Raw genomic sequence first — 21,078 nt, 5'->3', positions numbered from 1 at the left:
CCTTGAGGTGAAAGCACTGTGACGCGACACCGCATCCGAGCCGCGACAGCCCCGCACATCACCCTGCTCCTGACCGCGCTCCTCACCTCCTGCCAGCAGCCGCCGTCGCCCGCGACCGGCTTCGTCCCCCGCCACGAACGACCCGCCCCCGCCGACCACGCCACCGCCACCCTCCTGACCCGGCACCGCCTCACGGACACCGTCACCGCCGACCTCAACGCGCACCTCGACCTCCCCCACCGGGTCGAGGTCACCACCCGCTCCTGCGCGGGCGAGGGCAGCGGCTACGACCCCGGGGCCCGGCGCATCGAGCTCTGCTACGACGACCTCACCGAGGACCGCGAACTGTTCGAGCAGGCCGGCGAAAACCCCACGGACGAGGCCGTCGCCGCCACGGCCCGCGAGACGCTCTACCACGAAGCGGGCCACGCCCTCATCGACGCGCTCCGCCTCCCCGTATCCGACCCCCGCGCCGAAGAGGACGCCGCCGACCGCTTCGCGCAGCTGATGCTGCTCCGCGACGGCCGCCCCGAGGGCGAACGGACCCTCCTGACCGCAGCCCGCGCCTACGACCTGGCCGCCGCCGCGCACCCCGAGCCCGACCCCGACGACGAACACGCCCCCGACCCCGCCCGCGCCGAAGCCCACCGCTGCGCCACCTACGGTGCCGCCCCGCCCCGCCACCCGGACCTGGCCACCCCGGCCCGCGCCCACTGCCCGCACACCTGGACCACCGCCCGCGACGCCTGGACCCGCGACCTGGCCCCCTTCCTACGGCGGTGATCCAGGGCCGTGGGGCAGGATGGGGACATGCCTAATCGTCTTGCGAACGAGACCTCGCCGTACCTGCTCCAGCACGCCGACAACCCCGTCGACTGGTGGCCGTGGTCGCCCGAGGCCTTCACCGAGGCGCGCGAGCGGGGCGTACCCGTTCTGCTCAGCGTGGGGTACAGCTCGTGCCACTGGTGCCACGTCATGGCGCACGAGTCGTTCGAAGACGAACCGACCGCCGCCTACATGAACGAGCACTTCGTCAACATCAAGGTGGACCGCGAGGAGCGGCCCGACGTCGACGCCGTCTACATGGAGGCCGTGCAGGCCGCCACCGGGCAGGGCGGGTGGCCCATGACCGTCTTCCTCACCGCCGACGCCGAGCCGTTCTACTTCGGGACCTACTTCCCGCCCGAGCCCCGCCACGGGATGCCCTCCTACATGCAGGTCCTCGAAGGCGTGCGGGCCGCCTGGGTCGGGCGGCCCGACGAGGTCGCCGAGGTCGCGCGGAAGATCACGCGGGACCTCGCCGGGCGGCAGCTGGACTACGGGAAGGCCGGCTCCCCGGGGCCCGAGGAACTCGCGCAGGCGCTGCTCGGGCTGACCCGCGAGTACGACGCCACGCGCGGCGGATTCGGCGGCGCGCCGAAGTTCCCGCCGTCCATGGTGCTGGAGTTCCTGCTGCGCCACCACGCCCGCACCGGGTCCGAGGGCGCGCTGCAGATGGCCGCCGACACCTGCGAGGCGATGGCCCGCGGCGGGATCTACGACCAGCTCGCGGGCGGGTTCGCGCGGTACTCCGTGGACCGGGAGTGGGTGGTCCCGCACTTTGAGAAGATGCTCTACGACAACGCCCTGCTCTGCCGGGTCTACGCCCACCTGTGGCGGGCCACCGGCTCGGAGCTCGCGCGGCGGGTCGCGCTGGAGACCGCCGACTTCATGGTGCGGGAGCTGCGGACCGGGCAGGGCGGCTTCGCCTCCGCCCTCGACGCCGACAGCGAGGACCCGGCGAGCGGCGAGCACGTGGAGGGCGCGTACTACGCGTGGACCCCGGCCCAGTTGCGGGAGGTGCTCGGGGAGGACGACGGGGCGCTCGCCGCCGCATACTTCGGGGTGACCGAGGAGGGGACCTTCGAGCACGGCAAGTCCGTGCTCCAGCTCCCGCAGGACGGGCCGGCGGTGGACGCCGAGCGGATCGCCGCCATCAGGGCGCGGCTGCTGGCCGCGCGGTCGGAGCGGCCCGCGCCAGGCCGGGACGACAAGGTCGTCGCCGCGTGGAACGGCCTGGCCATCGCCGCACTGGCGGAGTGCGGGGCGTACTTCGAGCGGCCCGACCTGGTGGAGCGGGCGACCGAGGCCGCCGATCTGCTGGTGCGGGTGCACTTCGACGCGGAGGCCGGCCGGGCCCGGCTCGCGCGGACCAGCAAGGACGGCCAGGTGGGTGCCAACGCCGGGGTGCTGGAGGACTACGGCGACGTCGCGGAGGGGTTCCTGGCCCTTGCGGCGGTGACCGGTGAGGGGGTCTGGCTGGAGTTCGCCGGGTTCCTCGCGGATCTGGTCCTGGACCGTTTCACCGCCGAGGACGGCTCGCTGTACGACACGGCGCACGACGCGGAGCAGCTGATCCGCAGGCCGCAGGATCCGACCGACACGGCCGCGCCGTCGGGCTGGACAGCCGCCGCGGGCGCGTTGCTGTCGTACGCGGCGCACACCGGGTCGGAGGCGCACCGGACGGCGGCCGAGCGGGCGCTCGGGGTGGTGCAGGCACTGGGTCCGCGCGTGCCGCGTTTCATCGGGCACGGGCTGGCGGTGGCGGAGGCGTTGCTGGACGGGCCGCGTGAGGTGGCGGTCGTCGGGCATCCGGAGGATCCGGCGCGGGCGGCGCTGCACCGGGCGGCGTTGCTGGGTACGGCTCCCGGCGCGGTGGTGGCGGTCGGGCTGCCGCAGCCCGCGGAGGGCGGAGAGGGGGAGTTCCCGCTCCTCGCCGGGCGGCCGCTCGTCGGGGACGTTCCGACGGCGTACGTGTGCCGGCACTTCGTCTGCGCGCGCCCCACGACGGAGCCGGCCGAGCTGGCGGAGCAGGTGGGCGCGGCGCGGCCCTGAGGGGGCGCGGTGCCGCCAACGGCGCGGCGGGGGTGACGGGTTCGCCGACGGGTTCGCCCGCCGCCCCGGCCGTGACGGGCGAACAGTGAGGGGGTCCGGCCGCGCGGTGCGGCCGGACCCCCTCACCGGTGTGCCCGGTCGGTGCGCGTCAGTGCTGGTACGCGGCGAGCGAGATGCCGACGTAGTGCGCGACGAACGCCGCGAGGGTCAGGGAGTGGAAGACCTCGTGGAAGCCGAAGAAGCGGGGCGAGGGGTTGGGCCGCTTCATGCCGTAGATGACCCCGCCGGCGCTGTAGAGGAGACCGCCGACGATCACGAGGACCAGGACGGCGATGCCGCCGGTGCGCATGAAGTCGGGGAGGAAGAAGACGGCGGCCCAGCCCATGGCGATGTAGCAGGGGGTGTAGAGCCAGCGCGGGGCGCCGACCCAGAAGACGCGGAAGGCGATGCCGGCGGCGGCCGCGATCCACACCGCCCACAGCAGGGTCCGGCCGGTGGAGGGCGGGAGCAGCAGGACGGTCAGCGGGGTGTAGGTGCCCGCGATGATCAGGAAGATGTTGGCGTGGTCGAGGCGCCGCAGGACGGCTTCGCCCCGTGGGCCCCAGGTGCCGCGGTGGTAGACGGCGCTCACGCCGAAGAGGAGGCAGGCCGTGAGGATGTAGACGCCGCAGGCGACGCGGGCCCGGGTCGAGTCGGTGAACGCCATCAGGGCCAGGCCGGCGACGATCACGGCGGGGAACATGCCGAGATGGAGCCAGCCGCGCAGGAGCGGCTTCGCCTCGATGGCTGACTCGACGGCCTCCACGGCCTCGACGACCGGGGAGGCCTCGGAGGTCGCTGCGGCCTCGGCGGCGGGGACGGCGGCGGCTTCGGAAGTCATGCCCGCCATGCTACCTACGGGCCCGTAGGTTTCTGCTCTTCCTCTTTACGGAAGATTGACGGACGTGGCAATGCTCACGTGAGAGGCCCTCTGGACATATGCGCACATCCACCGGATGATCAGATGAGTGCGGTCGACACCGGATGAGCGGAGCGCGAAGCGTCCGGGTCGCAGCCCCCACGGGGCCTACACCAAACAAACCCCTCAACAAGGAGCAATCGTGGCGCGCGACAACGCGGCTCCCACCAGTTCGACCCTTCCCACCAAGCACGCAGCACTGATCTCCTGGGTGGACGAGATCGCAGCCCTCACCCAGCCGGACCGCGTCGTCTGGTGCGACGGCTCCGAGGGCGAGTACGAGCGCCTGTGCGAGGAGCTCGTCGCCAAGGGAACGTTCAAGAAGCTCGACGAGACGAAGCGCCCGAACTCCTACTACGCGGCCTCCGACCCCTCCGACGTCGCGCGCGTCGAGGACCGCACCTTCATCTGCTCCGAGAAGGAAGAGGACGCGGGTCCCACGAACCACTGGAAGGCTCCTTCCGAGATGAAGGAGGTCTTCGCGGGAGAGAAGGGCATCTTCCGCGGCTCCATGAAGGGCCGGACGATGTACGTCGTCCCGTTCTGCATGGGCCCCCTCGGATCCGGCTCTCCGCGATCGGCGTCGAGATCACCGACTCCGCCTACGTCGCGGTCGCCATGCGCACCATGACCCGCATGGGCAAGGCCGTCCTCGACGAGCTCGGCACCGACGGCTTCTTCGTCAAGGCCGTCCACACCCTCGGCGCTCCGCTCGCCGAGGGCGAGGCCGACGTGCCGTGGCCCTGCAACACCACCAAGTACATCTCGCACTTCCCCGAGACCCGCGAGATCTGGTCCTTCGGCTCCGGCTACGGCGGCAACGCCCTGCTCGGCAAGAAGTGCTACGCGCTGCGCATCGCGTCCGTCATGGCCCGCGACGAGGGCTGGCTCGCCGAGCACATGCTGATCCTCAAGCTCACCCCGCCGGCCGGCGAGGGCGACACGAAGTACGTCGCCGCCGCGTTCCCGTCCGCCTGCGGCAAGACCAACCTCGCCATGCTGGAGCCCACGATCCCCGGCTGGACGGTCGAGACCATCGGCGACGACATCGCCTGGATGCGCTTCGGTGAGGACGGCCGCCTCTACGCGATCAACCCCGAGGCCGGCTTCTTCGGCGTCGCCCCCGGCACCGGCGAGCACACCAACGCCAACGCCATGAAGACCATGTACGCCAACACCGTCTTCACCAACGTCGCGCTCACCGACGACGGCGACGTGTGGTGGGAGGGCATGACCGAGGACGCGCCCGCGCACCTCGTCGACTGGAAGGGCAACGACTGGACTCCGGCCTCGGAGACCCCCGCCGCCCACCCCAACGCCCGCTTCGCCGTCCCGGCCTCCCAGTGCCCGACGATCGCCCCCGAGTGGGAGGACCCCAAGGGCGTCCCGATCTCCGCGATCCTCTTCGGTGGCCGCCGCGCCTCCGCGGTGCCGCTGGTCACCGAGTCCTTCGACTGGAACCACGGCGTGTTCATCGGGTCGAACATCGCCTCCGAGAAGACCGCCGCCGCCGAGGGCAAGGTCGGCGAGCTGCGCCGCGACCCCTTCGCCATGCTGCCGTTCTGCGGCTACAACATGGGCGACTACATGGCCCACTGGGTCAAGGTCGGCGCCTCCGCGGACGCAGCCAAGCTCCCGAAGATCTACTACGTCAACTGGTTCCGCAAGAACGACGCGGGCAAGTTCGTGTGGCCCGGCTTCGGCGAGAACAGCCGCGTCCTGAAGTGGATCGTCGGCCGCCTCGACGGCACCGCCGAGGGCGTCGAGACCCCCATCGGCATCCTGCCGACCAAGGACTCCCTCGACCTCGACGGCCTGGACCTCCCGGCCGAGGACCTCGACTTCCTCCTCACCGTCGACAAGGAGGTCTGGCGCGAGGAGGCCGCCCTGGTCCCCGAGCACCTCAACACCTACGGCGACCACACTCCCAAGGAGCTGTGGGAGCAGTACCACGCCCTCGTGGAGCGCCTGGGCTGAGCCCGAACACGCCCTGAAGAAGGGCACGCCCTGACGAAGGGCACGCCCTGGACAAGGGCCGAAGAACGTGGGAGCCCCCGACCAAGCGGCGTCCCACCGCTGTGGGAGCCCCCGACCAAGCGGCGCCCACCGCAGCACCGACCCACCCGGTCAGGAGCGTTCGCGCTCCTCCAGGTAGGTCGTGTGCGTCTGCTGACGGCGGGCCTCCACCTCGTGGAGGCCCGCCGTTACGCGTCGCGCCTCCGCGCCCAGCAGCCCCAACTGCCGCTCCAGGTGCCGCTCCGGCGACTCGCCGCCCGCCGTCATCCGGCTCCACCAGCGCGTCCGGTGGTACACGTCCACGCTCTCCGGCACGTCCTGGCGCACCGCCCGGGACACCGCGTGCACCGCCTCCGGATCCGCGGCCAGCACATCCGCCACCCAGCCCGGCTCCAGCAGCGCCCCGTACAGCTCCAGCAGTTCCGCGAGCGCCGCACCGGCCTCCGACGGCACCTCGGCCTCGGCGACGTACTCCCGCAGCCGCCCGAAGTCCGCCCGCAGCGGGCCCAGTTCCTCCCGCGGATCGAACGGCGGCGGTGCCGTCCGCTCCGGCGGGGCGATCAGCGCCCCCGCCGCGTACAGTCCGGCGACCACCACCGGCCAGTACGCACCGGCCACCCCCGCGATGGCCAGGGCCAGGCCGGCCACCCCGCAGGCGGAGCCGACCAGGTTCTTCCTCGACTCCAGGTACCCCAGGGCCCCGGTCGTCCTACTGGTAGCCACGGATCTCCTCGAACGCTCCGGCCAGCGAACCGCCCCCGGCCACCGCCGGGGGGACCCCCGTGCCCGTGGCGTCGAAGAGCCGCCCGCCGGTCAGTTCGGTGATGTGGGTGAGCTCCTTGCGGTCCGAGTCGCCGAACAGCACGGCGAAGACCGGAGTCCGCTTCTGCGCCTCGGGCAGCGCCGCGTAGAAGGAATCGAAGTGCCCGGCTCCGACGCCCTCGGTGTTCTCGCCGTCCGTCATCAGCACGATCGAGGTGAAGGCGTCCGCGCCGCCCCCGCCCAGCTGCCGGTAGGCCGCCTCCAGGCTGCCGTAGACCGCCGTACCCCCCTCCGGCTCCAGCGCCTTCACGTCCCGGCGGATCGCATCCAGCGCCGGCCCCGGATTGCCCGGCTCCACCACGTGCGTGTTCACCTCCTTCACCTTCGACCCGAAGGGCATCAGCGTGACCTCCTCACGGTCCCGGAAACGGCGCCCCGTCCCCGACCCGCCGGTCCCCGTCAGATCGGTCAGCGCCGACCGCAGCCGCCCGATGCGGTCCTCGTCGCTCATCGACCCCGAGGTGTCCAGCACGTAGACCGTCCGCGACGGCCTGCGCAGCTCGTTCTCGTAACCGGCCAGCAGCCCGTCCGCGACCGACCGCGACCCGGGGAACGGCAGCTCGCGCCGCTTCTCCCGGTCCAGCCCGGCCGCCGGGTCCACCCCGGCCGTGACCGGACGGCGGAAGGTCTGCCCGGTGATCGCCCGCTGCGCCTCGGCGCCGCGCAGGTAGTCGGTCAGGGCCCGGCCCGCGTCGCGGGCCCCGGCCGGGGCCGACGTCAGCAGGGTCAGCGGGTAGTGGGCCGTCACCACCCCGTCGCGCGGCCGGACCACCGTCAGCGGCGCCGTACCGTCCTTCGCGTCGCGGTTCATCGACAGCAGCACCGACTCGTAGTTCACCAGCGCGTCCACGTCCCCGCGCCTGCCGTACGCGGCCACCAGCCAGCCGGAGGAGCCCGAGGTCAGCTTCTGCCCGGCGAAGAACTCCTTCAGCCGGGGCGTGGCCGCCTTCACGTCCGCCTCGCTCAGCGCCGCCTGCGCGCCCGACAGGCCCGACGCCACCGACACCAGTGCGGAGAAGCCGGAGTTGGAGCGCACCGGGTCGGTCATCCCGTACGTCAGCCTCCCCGCGGCGACGGCTTCGTGCACCGCCGGCCAGGTGACCTCGCCGGGTTTCCAGCCGAGCCGGGCCAGCACCTCCGGCTTCACGCCGAGGGCGACGGGCGAGGACATCACCGGGGTCTCGCTGGAGAGCTTCCCGGCGGCCTCGGGCCGCAGCCGCAGGTAGTCGTTGGAAGACAGCCAGATCGCGTCGTACCGACCGTCGGCCTGCCCGGAGGCGACCTGCTCGGCGGCGTCGAGCGTGCCCGACCAGGTGAGCTTCACCGTGATCCCGGTCGCCTTCCGGGCCTGCTCCAGGACCGGCTCCATGTCCGCGAGCTCGCTGGAGGCCAGGACCCGCAGGGTGCCCTCCTCGTACTCCGTCCGCTCCGTCCGCTCCGGCCGGGGCGCGCCGCCGGAGGTGCACCCGCTCGCGCCGACCAGGGAGGCGAGCACCACCGCGGCGATCCAGACGCGGGCGGCACGGGCGGCACGGGCGGCGCGAGTGGTGCGGGCGGCGCCAGGCGTGTGGCCGGTGCGACCGGCGCGGCCCCTCACAGGGCACCGCCTTCGAGGGCGCCGGCGGTCCGCGTCCGTGCCAGGTACGCCGAGGCGTTCTGGAGCTCACCGGCGAGGGACTCCACCGTCACGGCCATGTTCTCCGTGGCCTGGACCTTGAACGCGTCGATCGCGTCCAGCGTCTTGTAGATCTGCGCGAAGGCCGTCCGCAGCGTCTCCGCGCCCACCGCGGGATCGGCCGCGATCCGCTGGATCTCACCACTCTGCGTCGCCAGCATGTCGGCGTTGCCGCGGATCAGCTCCTCGGTGGTCCCCCTGAGGGCGTTGACCTGCTCGGTCACCGCGCGTTGGCTGTCCAGGGCCGAGGCCAGCATCACCGCGATGCGCAGGGCGGAGACGGTGGTCGTCGCCGCCCGGTCGACGCCCTTGACCAGCTCGTCGTTGGTGCGCCGCACCACGTCCATCGCCAGGTAGCCCTGGGCACAGACGGCCAGCTGCGTCAGCAGGTCCTGGTGCTTCTGCCGAACCGGGAAGAGCACGTCCGCGCGCAGCGCGTCCGCCTCCTGCGGATCGCTGCGCCCGGCCTCGGCGATCCGCCGCCCGACGGCGGTGTCCAGGGCCTCGGTGAGGACGGCGTACTCCTGGAGCCGGCCCATCGTCTCCCACAGCCGGGTGCGTTCGGTGTGCAGGGCCGCGTTGTCGCGGCGCAGCTCGTCCTGGCCGCTGCGCAGCGCCCCCACGATCCGGTTCAGGGTGGCCTGCGAGGAGGCGTACTTCGCCATGTGGTCGCGGAACCGGTTGCCGCCCGGCAGCTTCGCGAGCAGTCTGCGGGCGCCCCTGGCGGGGGAGTCGCGCGGGTCGAGGTCCTCGACGGTGCGCCGCAGTTCGACGAGGGAGCCGGCGACGCGCGCCTGGGCGTCGCCGCCGCCGTCGGGGCCCAGGGAGCGCACGGCGCGCTCCAGCATCCGGTTGGACTGCTGGGCGGCGGTGCGGACGTCGGCCGACCCGAGCGCGGTGATCTCGCCGATGCGCTGCGCGAACTCGGGGGAGCGGGCGTCGATCCCGGCGAGCGAGCCGACGTACTCCCCGGCCCGGCGGGCCATCTCCTCGCGGACGCCGTCCGGGAGGGGTACGAGTCCGGCGGCCTGCTCCGTGCGGACGGGGGCGACGGGCGCGGGAGCGCTGAGGACGAGCGGGGCGTCCTCGGGGGGTGTCAGTGTCATGGTGTGTCCCTCGGCCCTAGCTCTTGGCGCGCTGGGCGAGCGCCATGAGGATCTTGACGGTGGGGGTGCCGACCTGGCGGATCCCGGTCAGCTGCGGGTTGACGTAGTCGGCGTGCGGTGCGGTCGCGGCCGTGAACTCGGCCACGCCGTCCTGCGGGCGGAACCCGCGCAGCACGGCCAGTTCGCGCAGCCTGTGATCGGTGGCGAGGAGCGTGCCCAGCTCCTTCGCGTCCTCGCTGAGCGGGACGAAGGTGTGCGCCGTGTTCACGGTGGAGTCCGGGTAGAGCACCACCATCTCGCCGGGGTCCTGCTTCTGCAGGAGCAGCGAGGCGACCTGGGACTCGTAGACCAGGATCAGCGGTTCGCCGCTGCCGCTGATGAACGCCCGGAAGGGGTCGTCGGTGCTCGTCTCCAGGGCGCCCTGGACGGAGATCAGCTTGCGCATCAGGGGCGCGGTGCGCTCGATGCCGGCGTCGTCGGCGACGACGCTGTTGCCGTTCGCGACGTTGGAGGTGGCGGCGAGGAAGAGCGCGCCGGAGTTGGAGGAGGCCGGGTCGGTGGTCTTGACGAACACCGTGCCGGTCAGCTCGGCGTGGGCGGAGGAACCGGGCAGCTGCTGCCAGGTGCGGTCCTCGGCGGCGGCCTTGAGGAAGGGGCCCATCAGCAGGGTCCCGGAGTTCTTGCCGGTCATGGTGGCGAGGCCGCCGGCGGCCAGCACCCGCGCCGCGTTCGGGCGGGCGATGACGACGAGCGGGGAGTAGAAGGGCTTGGTCTCCTGGGCCCCCTTGAGCCCGGCGGCCGCGGCGACCTCCTTGGCGGGTTCACTGCTGCCGGGGAAGGCGAAGTCGAATTCCTTGAGGGCGAGTTGGTCCATCGCCCAGGATCCGGAGGTCTCCGTCTTCACGATGTAGCCCTTGGCGGCCAGGGCCTTGACGACGTCGGGGTCGCGGAAGAAGTCGGACTTCTCCGAACCGATGACGCCACGCACGGTCTTCGTTGCCGTGGATTCTGGGTGATCCTGCCCCTGCAGTGCGACGTAGAGCACGCCACCGATCAGGAGGAGGCCCAGGACGATTCCTAGGATGCGTCTCACGGGTGCAGCGTGCTCACGGAAACCCACGTTCCGCGCCGTCTTGAGTGAACGTCAGGTGTCCAGGCGGTCCCACTTCGAAATGCTGTGTGAGTTCGCGGGTGCTGGTGGGAGGGGCGGCCGCCCGGGAGGATCGGGGCATGGGCGTGAGCGCGTTGAAGTGGCAGGGCTGGCTGGTCGGCCTGGTGACGATCGCCGGGCTGCTGGTGTTCGCCCCGCTGGGCCTGTACGTGTGGGCGAGCGGCGGTGAACCGCCGCAGGAGCCGCCGCGGGCGGCGGCGCAGGACGTACGGGTCACCGGCTGCCGTGTCGATCCCGCCAGCCGGCGGGTGTCGGCCGCGGTCGAGGCGACCGGGCGGGCCGAGGGCGTCGGCGCGTACGTCGTGACGGTGGAGTTCCGCGACCGAGCCGAGGCGGACCCGGGCCGGCGCGCGGCGCAGGCGCTGGTGCGAATCCCGGGCGTGGCGCCGGGCGCGACCGAGTACGGGGAGGCGGTCGGCCCGGTGTGGCCGGTGGCGACGGTGCCCTGGTGCGGGGTCGCCGGCGCGGAGTTCACGCCGGCGACCCCGGCCCCCGGGGGTCCGTAGCGGGCGGGTGTGGCCGGTCAGTTCACCTTGACGACGACGGTGCCGCACACCTTGTCGGCGAAGGTCTGCTTCTTGGCGTCCCACAGCGGCCACAGCCAGCCGATGTAGCAGGCCATGCTGTCCAGGAAGTGCGCCAGCCGGCGGACGAAGGCCATGCCGAAGCCGAGCGTGGCGCCGTCCGCCTCCCGGTGCAGGCTGATGCCGACGATCTTCTTGCCCTGGGTCTGGCCGGTGGTGCCTTCCTTGTAGAGCTGGAAGATGCCCATGCCGATCGTGTACACGAAGCCGATGAGGCCGAGCACCGCGCCCACTCCGCCGTCGCCGTTGTCGATGGCCGCGCCGATGCCGGTCAGCGCGTACATCGGGGCGACGATGATCAGCACGTCGAGCAGGAACCCGCCGAGGCGCAGGCCCCAGTGGGCCAGCGGCGGCATCCCGCCGGGCATCCCGGGCATGCCGGGGGGCGGGTAGGCGCCGTAGTTCGCCGACGGCGGGGTCTGCTGCGGGTAGCCGTACTGCGGGGCCGCGCCCGGAGCCGGCTGCTGCGGGTAGCCGTACTGCGGCGGGACGCCCTGCGGGGCCTGCTGGCCGTAGCCGGGCTGGCCCTGCGGGGGCTGCTGGCCGTACGGGTTGTTCGGATCGCCGAAGCTCATGGGCGCATCTCCAGGGTGCTCGATCGGGGACGAAGCGGAGTGGAGGAGATGGTCATATGAGCGGCCTCCCCCGTGCTGCCGCGATGTTTCAGCCAACATCGTTGTTCGGAGCCCGGGGATCTGTCCAATTCGGTGCCCGCGGAGCGGGCAGCGGGACGGGTGGCCGGAGGGCCCGAGGGGCCGGCCGGCCCGTCATGGCGCCCGGTCCGGAGCCTCCGCGGCCCCGGACCGGGGCCGTCAGAGGGCGCCGGCCAGGTCCAGGGACTCCAGGGCGGCGGAATGCGCGTCCATGCGCTCGGCGGCGAGGATCGCGACGGTGGTGTCGGCGCGGGACGCGGCGACGAGGAGAGCGCGGGCGGCGAGGTCGTGCGCGCGCCGGTGCAGCGCGGCGGCGTCCCCCACGGGGCCCTGGTGCGCCCGGGCGGGCTGGGCTCCGCGCAGCCGGGCGACCTGTTGGGCGATCGTTTCGGCGGCCTCGTCGAGCCCGAGCTCGTCGGTGACGGCGAGCAGGGCCGCGAGGTGGCCGGCGAGCTGGATGTCCAGTGCTTCGCCGCGGCTGCTGTGGGGGTAGTCGACCGTGGTGCCGCCCATGCGCTGGACGACCGGCTTGGTGCGGATCGGCTCGTACATGAGGAGGCCTCCTGCGTGGTCAGGAGACCATCCTACATTGGATTGGTTCTAAAGTTGAGCTGGATCCTGATGTTGGCCGGTAAGGCGCTCCATGGCCGGGAACGTGCCCCGGACGGACCGGTCCGGACCGGACCGTCCGGCGCTGGACCTGCCGCCGGTCTCGGGCCTGCCGGTCGCGGGCTCAGGCCTGGCTGTAGCCGTCCAGGAAGTTCCCGATCCGGGTGACGGCGTCCGCGAGGTCCTTGGCGTTGGGCAGCGTCACGATGCGGAAGTGGTCGGGCTCGGGCCAGTTGAAGCCCGTACCGTGCACGACCATGATCTTCTCGGCCCGCAGCAGGTCCAGGACCATCTGCCGGTCGTCCTTGATCTTGTAGACCGCCGGATCCAGCTTCGGGAAGGCGTACAGCGCCCCCTTCGGCTTCACGCACGTCACGCCCGGGATCCGGGTGAGCAGGTCGTAGGCGACGTTGCGCTGCTCCAGGATCCGCCCGCCGGGCAGGACCAGGTCCTCGATCGACTGCCGGCCGCCGAGCGCGGTGGCCACCGCGTGCTGCGAGGGCATGTTCGCGCACAGGCGCATGTTCGCGAGGATCGTGAGGCCCTCGATGTAGTCCCTGGCGTGCCCCTTCGGGCCGCACACCGCCATCCACCCCGCCCGGTAGCCCGCGACGCGGTAGTTCTTGGACAGGCCGTTGAAGGTCAGCGTCAGGACGTCCGGGGCGACGGCGGCGGTGTTGAAGTGCTGGGTGCCGTCGTAGAGGATCCGGTCGTAGATCTCGTCCGAGCAGACGACCAGGTTGTGGCGGCGCGCGATGTCCGTCAGCCCGCGCAGCATCTCCTCGTCGTAGACGGCGCCGGTCGGGTTGTTCGGGTTGATGATGACGATCGCCTTGGTGCGGTCGGTCACCTTGCGCTCGATGTCGGCGAGGTCCGGCATCCAGTCGGCCTGCTCGTCGCAGCGGTAGTGCACGGCCGTGCCGCCGGCGAGGGAGACGGAGGCCGTCCACAGCGGGTAGTCCGGCGCGGGGACGAGGACCTCGTCGCCGTCGTCGAGCAGCGCCTGCATCGACATGGTGATCAGCTCGGAGACGCCGTTGCCGAGGTAGATGTCCTCGACGTCCAGGTCGATGCCCTTGGTCTGGTAGTGCTGCATGACCGCACGGCGCGCGGACAGCAGGCCCTTCGCGTCGCCGTAGCCGTGGGCGGAGCCCAGGTTGCGGAGCATGTCCTCGAGGATCTCCGGCGGGCACTCGAAGCCGAAGGCCGCGGGGTTGCCCGTGTTGAGCTTGAGGATGCGATGACCTGCTGCTTCGAGCCGCATCGCCTCTTCGAGCACGGGGCCGCGGATCTCGTAGCAGACATTGGCGAGTTTCGTTGACTGGATCACCTGCATGACGGGAGCTTACGGGGCCCCGTGCGGCCTCGACCTGCCTTTTCGGGAGAGAGTCGAAGGTCGATTTATCCCGTTTGGCGGGATGGGCGGGTGGGGGTGCGGTCTTCCCTTGGAATCCGGGGCGGCACCGTCGTCCGACCTGCGGAATGGGTGAGTCCGGGGCGTGTGCGGGAGGTGCGTGTTGCCCTCGTCACCCTGGGCGGGCCGGGTGGGGCGCGAGGTGACTGAGTACGCGGGCTGAGTACGCGCACTCATGCGGGCGGCGGGCCCGCGGGAGAGGCTGGGGTCCTGAACCAGGGCGAGTGATGCCTGAACGGCGGCAACTAAGGGGCGCGGGGCAGTGGAGTTCGTAGTCGGTGACATGGCGATCACCACGGTCGGCACGGATGGCGACGACCGAGCGATCGAGTTCCTGGTCAGGCCGGAAGGAACGCTGGAGGAAGGGCACTTCGCGATCTTCCGCGAGCACGGCCGGGGCTGGGAGGACGCCCGCCTGACCATCGACCCCGCAGCGGCCAGCGTCCCGGTGGCGGCGATCGAATGGGCGGTCGAATTCGCCCGCGAATACCTCTGAGGGGGGCGGGGTGGGTCGGGTCGGGTCGGCGGGGTGGGGGCTTCGGGGGGCGGGATCCACTCGACCGGCATCAGGGATGTCCTGGGGTTTCCCGTCAGTCCCATCGTCTTCCGTGTCGGGCCGGCCCCTCAAGGGCGCTCCCTGCGGTCGCGTCACTGCGTGATGGCCTTCGGCCACCCTTGACCGCCCGTCCCGCCACGGAAAATTCGAGGACTGCCAGGAAGCCCCCAGAAGAACGGGCCGGGCGTTCGACAAAGGGACGGGGCGTCGGAGACGCGCAACGGGGTCAGGGGTGCGCCACAAATCGCTACGCGCTCCCCGACGACGGCGTCCGCGAGCCTCTTGGGCTGGGCATAAGCCGCCACCAATCGCTACGCGCTCCTGCGGGACGGCGCCCGCAGGCCTCTGGGGCTGGGCATAAGCCGCCACCAGTCGCTGTGCGCTCGGCGAGACGGCGCCTGCGAGCCTCTCGGGCTGGGCATAAGCCGCCCAGCATGGGCGCGCTCTCGATCACGCGTCCGCAGTTCGTCCCGGGCTGGCCGCAGGCCGCAGAAACCTTCCCTCACCCCTCACAGACGGCGTCAGACCCTCGCGAGGGGTGGAAACGCCTCAGACGACGGCTGAAGCGAACCCAATCCATGTGTGCCTGGGTGGGCACTTCAGAAAGCCGCCGATATGCCCCAATCACCCCTGTCTGTACCGGCGAGTGGGATCCCACCACCCCGCTCTCCTGGGTTGGCATCGGCTGAACCGATGGATCGCTCCCCTGCCCCCCAACATCGCCCCTCCAGACCACGAACAAGCGCCGGACGCCGACCGCGAGGAGAAGACACAAGGCTTCTGCGGCTTCTGCCCAGCCCCGGACGGACCGCAGCCGCGTGAGGCAGAAGCGTGCGCAACAGGTGGCGGCCTATGACCAGCCCCAGAGGCCTGCGGACGCGTGATCGAGAAGCGCGTAGCGATCGATGGCGGCTTATGCCCAGCCCCAGAGGCCTGCGGACGCGTGATCGAGAAGCGCGTAGCGATCGATGGCGGCTTATGCCCAGCCCCAGAGGCTCGCGGACGCCGTCTGGCAGGAGCGCGTAGCGATCTGAGGCGCGCCCCGACCACCGGCTCGCGTCGCTGAGGTGCCCGTCCCTGGAACGGAACGCCCGGCCCGTTCTTCTGGGGGCTTCCTGGCAGTCCTCGGATTTTCCGTGGCGGGACGGGCGGTCAAGGGTGGCCGAAGGCCATCGCGAAGCGACGCGACGAAGGAGCGCCCTTGAGGGGCCGGTCCGACACGGAAGACGATGGGACTGACGGGAAACCCCAGGACAGCTCTGATACCGCCCGGCCGGGACCCCGCCCCCCCCCGAAGCCCCCCGCCCCGCCCCCCGAAGCCTTCGCTCGGGCCGTTGTCAGTCCGGGGTCGTACCGTCGGGGGGTGAAGTCGCTGCGGATCATCGCGGGGGATGCGACGAGTCCCCAGGCCGGAGGGCCCAAAATCGTCGCGCATGTCTGCAACGACCTCAGGGGGTGGGGGAAGGGGTTCGTGCTGGCCGTTTCGAAGCGGTGGCCCGAGCCCGAGGCCGCGTACCGGGCCTGGCACCGGGGGCGCAGCGGCAACGACTTCGGGCTGGGCGCCGTGCAGGTGGTGCGGGTAAAGCCCGATGTGTGGGTGGCCAACATGGTCGGGCAGCGCGGGATGCGGACCGGGAGCGGGGGCCCGCCGATCCGTTACGACGCCCTGGAGCGCTGTCTGGCCGCACTGGCCGGGCACGCCGTCGACCTGGGTGCGAGCGTCCACATGCCGAGGATCGGCTGCGGGCTCGCGGGTGGCGTCTGGTCGCGCGTCGAGCCTTTGATCACCGGGGCGTTGTGCGAACGCGGCATCGAGGTGACCGTCTACGACCGGGGGTGAAACGGGGGGTGCGCGGCCGTGACCCGCCTCGGGCCGGCGCGTTTCCTCCACGTGACGCTCGACGACCTGTACACCAGCATCGTGGCCGAGGAGATCGAGTCCTCGGCCGAACCCGAACGCCTGCCCCTGCTCACCCGGGCGGAGGCCGACCTCGTGCTCGCCGTGCTCGACGTCGTCGCGGGCGGGTCCATGGACGACGAGGTGCGGTCCACCGCCCGGGCCCTGCGGTCCCGGCTCGGCCCGCGCCTGTGCACGGAGGGGCCCCGGCTGCCGGCTTGACCTCAAGGCAGGTCGAGGGAGGAGGCTGGAGTCATGAACATCCGGACAGCCGACATCCCCGCGACCGCCACCGCACCCGGCCCGACCGACCACCGGCCCGACCGGTGGTCCGGCGAGCTGCTCGACCTCGACGCCTACCTGGCTCGGATCGGCTACGAGGGCCCCCGCGAGCCCACCCTCGCCGTCCTGCGGGACCTCCAGCGGGCCCACACCACCGGCATCCCCTTCGAGAACGTCCACGCAGTCCTCGGCCGGGAGCTGCCGCTCGACCTGCCCTCCGTCGAGGCGCGCCTCGTACGGGACCGACGCGGGGGCTACTGCTTCGAGCACGTGCTGCTCTTCGCCGCGGCCGTGGAGCGCCTCGGGTTCCACGTCACCGGCATGATCGGGCGGGTCAGCCTGGGCGCGCCCAAGGTGCTCCCCGCCACCCACGGCCTGCTCGCGGTGACCGCCCGGGACGACGAGCGCGAGTGGCTGTGCGACGTGGGCTTCGGGGCCGGTCCGCTCGGTCCGATCGAGCTCGCCGACGGCGCCCGGATCTCGTACGAGGGCTGGCAGCACCGGCTGGAGCGGCGGCCCGGCACCCACGGCATCGACCAGTGGTGGCTCTACCAGAGCGCGCCCGGGACCGCCCCCGCACCCGCCCCCGGCCCGTCCGGGCCGGACGGCGGCACCGGGCGCGTCCCGACTCCCTGGATCGACCGGCACACCTTCACCCTCACCGCCCAGTACCCGATCGACTACGTGGTCGGCAGCCACTTCGTGGGCACGAACGCGCGCTCCCCGTTCGTCCGCCGGCTCTTCGCGCAGCGCATGACCCCGGCCACCCACCACAGCCTGGACGGACTGACGCTCGTCACCACCCTCCCCGACGGGTCGAGCACCACCGAGGAGATCGCCGCGGAGGCCCTGGACGGGACCCTGCGTACGGTCTTCGGGATCGCGCTCACCGAGGAGGAGCTCCGTGAGATCGCCGCCCGCCGGGCCGCGGCGGACGTCTGAGGCTCAGCGGCCCGGGAGGCGTTCGAGGATCACCAGGGGGATCTCGCGGGGGCGGGCGGCCGCCTGGTCGTCCTCGAACGGCGGCCACAGGGCGGTCATCATCTCCCAGTACACCTCCCGCTCCGTCGCGGTGGCCGTGTGCGCCGTCGCCTCGAAGGTGGCCGCGCCCACCTGGAGGCGGACCTCCGGGTGGCCGGTGAGGTTGCGGTACCAGTGGGGGTGCTCGGGGGCGCCGTCGGCGGAGGCCACGACGAGGAAGCGGCCCGCGTCCTCGCCGTAGATCAGCGGGATGCGTACGGTGGTGCCGGTGGCGCGGTCGAGCGTGGTGAGCAGCAGGGTGGGCACCCCGTGCCACAGGTGCCCGTCGGCGCCTGCGGTGGTGACGTAGGCACGGACGTGGTCGAGCCGCGGGCCGGGTCGCGGGTCCGTGGGGTGGTCCCAGTCGACTTCGAGTGTGTGCATTTACCTGTCCTTAGGGTCGTGGCCCCCTGGCGGCTAACGAGCATTAACGATTCTGGATGCGTACGACCCGTAGCGCACGTCTGTAAGTCTGGACCAAGCTCCGTGTCATGGATCTGGAGCTGAGGCATCTCAAGATCGTCCGGGCCGTCGCCGACGCCGGGAGCCTGACCCGGGCCGCCACCGTGCTCGGCCTGGCGCAGCCGGCGCTCAGCGCGCAGCTGAAGCGGATCGAGCGGACGCTGGGCGGCCCGCTGTTCGTACGCGGGCGGGAGGGCGTACGGCCCACCGCGCTGGGGGAGCTGGTGCTGGAGCGGGCCCGGGTGCTGCTGCCCGCGGTGTGCGAGCTCCAGGAGGAGGCGCAGCGGTTCGCCCGGCAGGGGACGCGGGGCTACCGGCTCGGCGGGACGCACGGGCCGCTGCTCGGCGGGCTCGTGGACCGGCTCGCCGACGCGGAGCCCGGGGTTCCGGTGACCACGTACACCTCCTGGTCGGAGCGGGAGGTGGCCGGGAGCGTCGCCGAGGGGCGCCTGGACTTCGCGCTGGTCGGAGTCTGCGGGGAGAGCGCACCGCCGGAGCCCGGGCGGCTGGCGTGGATGGAGGTGGCGCGGGATCCGGTGCACGTGATGCTGGCCGAGGACCACCCGCTGGCCCGGGAGCGGGCCGCGACGGACGGCGTCGAGCTGGCCGAGCTGGCCGCCGAGGCGTGGACGGACGTGCCGGGGGACGGGTGCTTCGGTGACTGCTTCGCCGCGGCGTGCGTGCGGGCGGGGTTCACGCCCGCCTGTGTCTACGAGACGGACACGGCCTCGTGCGTGCACCTGGTGCAGGTGGGGCGGGCCGTGGGGTTGTGCCGGGCGACCTTCCCGGCGACCCCGGGGGTGGTGACCCGGCCGCTGGCCGGGACCCCGCTGGTGTGGCGGCACCTGCTCGGGTGGCATCCGGCGGCGCGGGTGGCTGCGCGGGCGGTGGGGGTGCTGGGGCATGCGAGGGCCGCGCATGCGGAGGCGTTGGGGAGGTCGGCCGGAGCCGTGGCCCTGCGGGCGGCTCGGGCGGCTCCGGCCGTGGCCCCGGGGGCGGGGTCTGCTTCGTTGCGGGCGGCCGCGCCGTGGCCTGCGGCGTAGGTGCGGCGCCGTTGCGGGGGCGCTGCCCCCGGGCCCCCGCACCTCAAACGACGGCGGGGCTGAGAGTGCCGGCGGGGCCGGAAAGAGCCCCGGGGCCCGCGGGGGCGGGGACCGGGGCGTGGGGGCAGCCCCTCGGGCTCCTGCCGGCTACGGCAGGTAGCGCTCGATGACCTGCGGGCCCTCCTTCTCGATCAACTGGCGGGCCTTCTCGACCCGCTCCGGAGTCGGGTCGTGGCCTGTCGCCATCACGAGGTCTTCAGGGTCGTACGGTCGTTCCCCGCCCGTGAAGAGCTGGTCCGACCGGGTGGGCTGCTCGTCGGGTTCACTGACCATCGCGTACCTCCTACGGTTTCCCTGCCCCCCATACTCCGGCCGCCGTCCCATGAACGCACTTCGGCCGCCGCGGGGCGCCGGGCATACCGCCGGGGGAGGGGCCAACTGGCGGCTCCCGCGCGAAGGTTCGGATTTCTACGGTTTCCGCAGACCCCCACCGGAAACCGAGGAGACCCCCCATGCCCAAGCGTCACGCCCGCGCGGCGTGTACCGCCCTGGCCGCCGCCGGGCTGCTGCTGGCCGGGACCGGCGGCGCCGTCGCCGACCCGGCCCCCGCCCCCGCGGTGCCCTCCGCGGCCGCCACCCTGCGCACCGCCGACGCACCCCCCGAGCTGCTCGCCGCCATGCAGCGCGACCTCGGCCTGACCCCCACGCAGGCCAAGGCCCGTCTCGCACACGAAGCGGAGGCCGGGGCCACCGCCGCCCGCCTGCGCGACCGGCTCGGCGCCGCCTTCGCCGGGGCCTGGGTGGACGGGGCCGACGCGGGCACCCTGACCGTCGCCACCACGCGGGCCGCCGACACCGCCGCGATACGGGCCGCCGGGGCCCGGGCGCGGGTGGTCGCCCGTACCCTGGCCGACCTCGACGGAGCCAAGGCCGCCCTGGACCGGGCGGCCGGTCCCGCGACGCCCGTGCGCTACGTCGACCCGCGCTCCAACACGCTCGTCGTGGAGGAGACCGAGGCCGGGGCGGCCGCCCGGCTGCTCGCCGCGACCGGCACCGACCCCGCACGCGTCACGGTGGTCCGCACGGCCGAGGCCCCGCGCCCGCTCCACGACCTGCGCGGCGGGGACGCCTATTACATGAACGGCAGCGGCCGCTGCTCCGTCGGTTTCCCCGTGACCAAGGGGACGGTCAACGGCTTCGCCACCGCCGGGCACTGCGGGCGCGCCGGGACCACCACCACCGGTTTCAACCAGGTCGCCCAGGGCTCCTTCCAGGCCTCGGTCTTCCCCGGCAACGACATGGCGTGGGTCGCGGCGAACACGAACTGGACCTCGACCCCGTACGTCAAGGGCAGCGGCGGCGCGAACGTGCAGGTCGCCGGCTCGGTGCTGCAGCCCGTGGGGGCCTCGGTGTGCCGGTCCGGCTCGACCACCGGATGGCACTGCGGCACGATCCAGCAGCACAACACCAGCGTCACCTACCCCGAGGGCACCATCTCCGGCGTGACCCGTACGACGGTCTGCGCCGAGCCGGGCGACTCCGGCGGCTCGTACATCTCCGGCAGCCAGGCCCAGGGCGTGACCTCCGGCGGCTCCGGCAACTGCTCCAGCGGCGGGACCACCTTCTTCCAGCCGCTGAACCCGATCCTGTCGGCGTACGGACTGACCCTCAAGGTCGGCGGCAGCGACCCGGGCCCCGGCCCCGGTCCCGGCGAGCCCGAGCCGGGCGGCACCTGGAAGGCGGGCACCGTCTACGCGGCCGGTGCCGGCGTCACCTACGGCGGTGCGACGTACCGCTGCCTGCAGGGGCACCAGGCCCAGACCGGCTGGGAGCCGCCGAACGTCCCGGCGCTCTGGCAGCGCGTCTGATCCCTGCCGCAACGGGCGCCGCAACGGGCGCCGCAACGGGCGCCGCGACCGGTGCCGTGACTGCCAAG

Annotated in this window: 19 protein-coding genes and 1 pseudogene; 10 read left to right on the top strand and 10 right to left on the bottom strand. The window is 72.7% G+C overall.

Going from position 1 to position 21,078, the window contains the following annotated elements; translation table 11 throughout:
- Positions 1-18: 18 nt before the first annotated feature.
- Together AC2RP6_RS16255 and AC2RP6_RS16250 are read left to right on the top strand one after the other, a co-directional pair.
- Positions 19-783: a DUF4344 domain-containing metallopeptidase gene (locus tag AC2RP6_RS16255; RefSeq protein ID WP_486446864.1), complete on the top strand. Its 765-nt coding sequence runs from the start codon at positions 19-21 to the stop codon at positions 781-783.
- Positions 784-810: 27 nt separating this feature from the next.
- Positions 811-2,874, top strand: a complete 2,064-nt coding sequence (locus AC2RP6_RS16250) for a thioredoxin domain-containing protein (RefSeq protein ID WP_486446863.1) — start codon at positions 811-813, stop codon at positions 2,872-2,874.
- Positions 2,875-3,022: 148 nt separating this feature from the next.
- Here the strand turns inward: AC2RP6_RS16250 and trhA are convergent, their stop codons facing one another.
- Entirely contained in the window at positions 3,023-3,754 is a 732-nt protein-coding gene (trhA, locus tag AC2RP6_RS16245; RefSeq protein ID WP_486446862.1) for a PAQR family membrane homeostasis protein TrhA, read from the bottom strand.
- A 220-nt stretch (positions 3,755-3,974) separates the two neighbouring features.
- On the opposite strand from trhA, the pseudogene AC2RP6_RS16240 reads away from it, so the two are divergent.
- Positions 3,975-5,809 (top strand): annotated as a pseudogene (locus tag AC2RP6_RS16240) (phosphoenolpyruvate carboxykinase (GTP)).
- A gap of 150 nt (positions 5,810-5,959) precedes the next feature.
- Here AC2RP6_RS16240 and AC2RP6_RS16235 read toward each other — a convergent pair.
- Genes AC2RP6_RS16235 through AC2RP6_RS16220 form a run of 4 tightly spaced genes read right to left on the bottom strand, consistent with a single transcriptional unit; the run spans position 5,960 to position 10,544 of the window.
- The gene (locus AC2RP6_RS16235) at positions 5,960-6,571 is read right to left on the bottom strand and encodes a hypothetical protein (RefSeq protein WP_486446861.1); all 612 of its coding nucleotides are present in this window, start codon (positions 6,569-6,571) and stop codon (positions 5,960-5,962) included.
- Entirely contained in the window at positions 6,558-8,267 is a 1,710-nt protein-coding gene (locus AC2RP6_RS16230) for a substrate-binding and vWA domain-containing protein (RefSeq protein ID WP_486446860.1), read from the bottom strand. Before AC2RP6_RS16230 ends, AC2RP6_RS16235 begins: the two co-directional genes overlap by 14 nt.
- Positions 8,264-9,451 carry a toxic anion resistance protein gene (locus tag AC2RP6_RS16225; RefSeq protein ID WP_486446859.1) on the bottom strand — a complete coding sequence of 396 codons (1,188 nt, stop codon included), beginning with the start codon at positions 9,449-9,451 and terminating at the stop codon, positions 8,264-8,266. The genes AC2RP6_RS16230 and AC2RP6_RS16225 overlap by 4 nt, the downstream gene beginning before the upstream one ends.
- A 16-nt stretch (positions 9,452-9,467) precedes the next feature.
- Entirely contained in the window at positions 9,468-10,544 is a 1,077-nt protein-coding gene (locus AC2RP6_RS16220) for a hypothetical protein (protein WP_486446858.1), read from the bottom strand.
- A 143-nt stretch (positions 10,545-10,687) separates the two neighbouring features.
- On the opposite strand from AC2RP6_RS16220, the gene AC2RP6_RS16215 reads away from it, so the two are divergent.
- Positions 10,688-11,128, top strand: coding sequence for a hypothetical protein (locus AC2RP6_RS16215; RefSeq protein WP_486446857.1), 441 nt, complete (start codon positions 10,688-10,690; stop codon positions 11,126-11,128).
- A 17-nt stretch (positions 11,129-11,145) separates the two neighbouring features.
- On the opposite strand, the gene AC2RP6_RS16210 is transcribed toward AC2RP6_RS16215, so the two are convergent.
- The 3 genes from AC2RP6_RS16210 to AC2RP6_RS16200 form a co-directional block, all read right to left on the bottom strand.
- Positions 11,146-11,781, bottom strand: a complete 636-nt coding sequence (locus AC2RP6_RS16210; protein ID WP_486446856.1) for an RDD family protein — start codon at positions 11,779-11,781, stop codon at positions 11,146-11,148.
- Between the two features lie 237 nt (positions 11,782-12,018).
- Positions 12,019-12,411, bottom strand: a complete 393-nt coding sequence (locus tag AC2RP6_RS16205) for an SCO4983 family protein (RefSeq protein WP_486446855.1) — start codon at positions 12,409-12,411, stop codon at positions 12,019-12,021.
- A 181-nt stretch (positions 12,412-12,592) separates the two neighbouring features.
- On the bottom strand, positions 12,593-13,804 hold the full coding sequence (locus tag AC2RP6_RS16200; RefSeq protein WP_486446854.1) for a pyridoxal phosphate-dependent aminotransferase: 1,212 nt from the start codon (positions 13,802-13,804) through the stop codon (positions 12,593-12,595).
- A 361-nt stretch (positions 13,805-14,165) separates the two neighbouring features.
- On the opposite strand from AC2RP6_RS16200, the gene AC2RP6_RS16195 reads away from it, so the two are divergent.
- The 4 genes from AC2RP6_RS16195 to AC2RP6_RS16180 all read left to right on the top strand — a co-directional run bounded on the left by AC2RP6_RS16195 (position 14,166) and on the right by AC2RP6_RS16180 (position 17,559).
- Positions 14,166-14,378: a hypothetical protein gene (locus AC2RP6_RS16195; protein ID WP_030032563.1), complete on the top strand. Its 213-nt coding sequence runs from the start codon at positions 14,166-14,168 to the stop codon at positions 14,376-14,378.
- A gap of 1,423 nt (positions 14,379-15,801) precedes the next feature.
- On the top strand, positions 15,802-16,278 hold the full coding sequence (locus tag AC2RP6_RS16190) for a macro domain-containing protein (RefSeq protein ID WP_486446853.1): 477 nt from the start codon (positions 15,802-15,804) through the stop codon (positions 16,276-16,278).
- A gap of 18 nt (positions 16,279-16,296) precedes the next feature.
- Positions 16,297-16,557, top strand: a complete 261-nt coding sequence (locus AC2RP6_RS16185; protein ID WP_486446852.1) for a hypothetical protein — start codon at positions 16,297-16,299, stop codon at positions 16,555-16,557.
- Between the two features lie 33 nt (positions 16,558-16,590).
- Positions 16,591-17,559: an arylamine N-acetyltransferase family protein gene (locus AC2RP6_RS16180; protein WP_486446851.1), complete on the top strand. Its 969-nt coding sequence runs from the start codon at positions 16,591-16,593 to the stop codon at positions 17,557-17,559.
- A 3-nt stretch (positions 17,560-17,562) separates the two neighbouring features.
- Here the strand turns inward: AC2RP6_RS16180 and AC2RP6_RS16175 are convergent, their stop codons facing one another.
- A complete protein-coding gene (locus AC2RP6_RS16175; RefSeq protein WP_486446850.1) occupies positions 17,563-18,021 on the bottom strand; it encodes a nitroreductase/quinone reductase family protein in 459 nt (152 codons plus the stop codon).
- A 107-nt stretch (positions 18,022-18,128) separates the two neighbouring features.
- Between AC2RP6_RS16175 and AC2RP6_RS16170 the strand changes: the two genes are divergently transcribed.
- Positions 18,129-19,142 carry a LysR family transcriptional regulator gene (locus AC2RP6_RS16170; protein WP_486446849.1) on the top strand — a complete coding sequence of 338 codons (1,014 nt, stop codon included), beginning with the start codon at positions 18,129-18,131 and terminating at the stop codon, positions 19,140-19,142.
- A gap of 147 nt (positions 19,143-19,289) precedes the next feature.
- On the opposite strand, the gene AC2RP6_RS16165 is transcribed toward AC2RP6_RS16170, so the two are convergent.
- Positions 19,290-19,475 carry a hypothetical protein gene (locus AC2RP6_RS16165; protein ID WP_486446848.1) on the bottom strand — a complete coding sequence of 62 codons (186 nt, stop codon included), beginning with the start codon at positions 19,473-19,475 and terminating at the stop codon, positions 19,290-19,292.
- Between the two features lie 179 nt (positions 19,476-19,654).
- Between AC2RP6_RS16165 and AC2RP6_RS16160 the strand changes: the two genes are divergently transcribed.
- Positions 19,655-21,010, top strand: a complete 1,356-nt coding sequence (locus AC2RP6_RS16160) for a carbohydrate-binding protein (RefSeq protein ID WP_486446847.1) — start codon at positions 19,655-19,657, stop codon at positions 21,008-21,010.
- Positions 21,011-21,078: the final 68 nt, after the last annotated feature.

The sequence above is a fragment of the Streptomyces sp. WAC03905 genome, assembly GCF_057371075.1.
This window is presented reverse-complemented; position numbering and strand designations above follow the sequence as displayed.

Coding starts and splice junctions, on each gene's coding strand:
- AC2RP6_RS16160 (WP_486446847.1), top strand. CDS start 19,655: ATGCCCAAGCGTCACGCCCGCGCGGCGTGTACCGCCCTGGCCGCCGCC.
- AC2RP6_RS16170 (WP_486446849.1), top strand. CDS start 18,129: ATGGATCTGGAGCTGAGGCATCTCAAGATCGTCCGGGCCGTCGCCGAC.
- AC2RP6_RS16225 (WP_486446859.1), bottom strand. CDS start 9,451: ATGACACTGACACCCCCCGAGGACGCCCCGCTCGTCCTCAGCGCTCCC.
- AC2RP6_RS16165 (WP_486446848.1), bottom strand. CDS start 19,475: ATGGTCAGTGAACCCGACGAGCAGCCCACCCGGTCGGACCAGCTCTTC.
- AC2RP6_RS16205 (WP_486446855.1), bottom strand. CDS start 12,411: ATGTACGAGCCGATCCGCACCAAGCCGGTCGTCCAGCGCATGGGCGGC.
- AC2RP6_RS16210 (WP_486446856.1), bottom strand. CDS start 11,781: ATGAGCTTCGGCGATCCGAACAACCCGTACGGCCAGCAGCCCCCGCAG.
- AC2RP6_RS16180 (WP_486446851.1), top strand. CDS start 16,591: ATGAACATCCGGACAGCCGACATCCCCGCGACCGCCACCGCACCCGGC.
- AC2RP6_RS16250 (WP_486446863.1), top strand. CDS start 811: ATGCCTAATCGTCTTGCGAACGAGACCTCGCCGTACCTGCTCCAGCAC.
- AC2RP6_RS16200 (WP_486446854.1), bottom strand. CDS start 13,804: ATGCAGGTGATCCAGTCAACGAAACTCGCCAATGTCTGCTACGAGATC.
- trhA (WP_486446862.1), bottom strand. CDS start 3,754: ATGACTTCCGAAGCCGCCGCCGTCCCCGCCGCCGAGGCCGCAGCGACC.
- AC2RP6_RS16175 (WP_486446850.1), bottom strand. CDS start 18,021: ATGCACACACTCGAAGTCGACTGGGACCACCCCACGGACCCGCGACCC.
- AC2RP6_RS16195 (WP_030032563.1), top strand. CDS start 14,166: ATGGCGATCACCACGGTCGGCACGGATGGCGACGACCGAGCGATCGAG.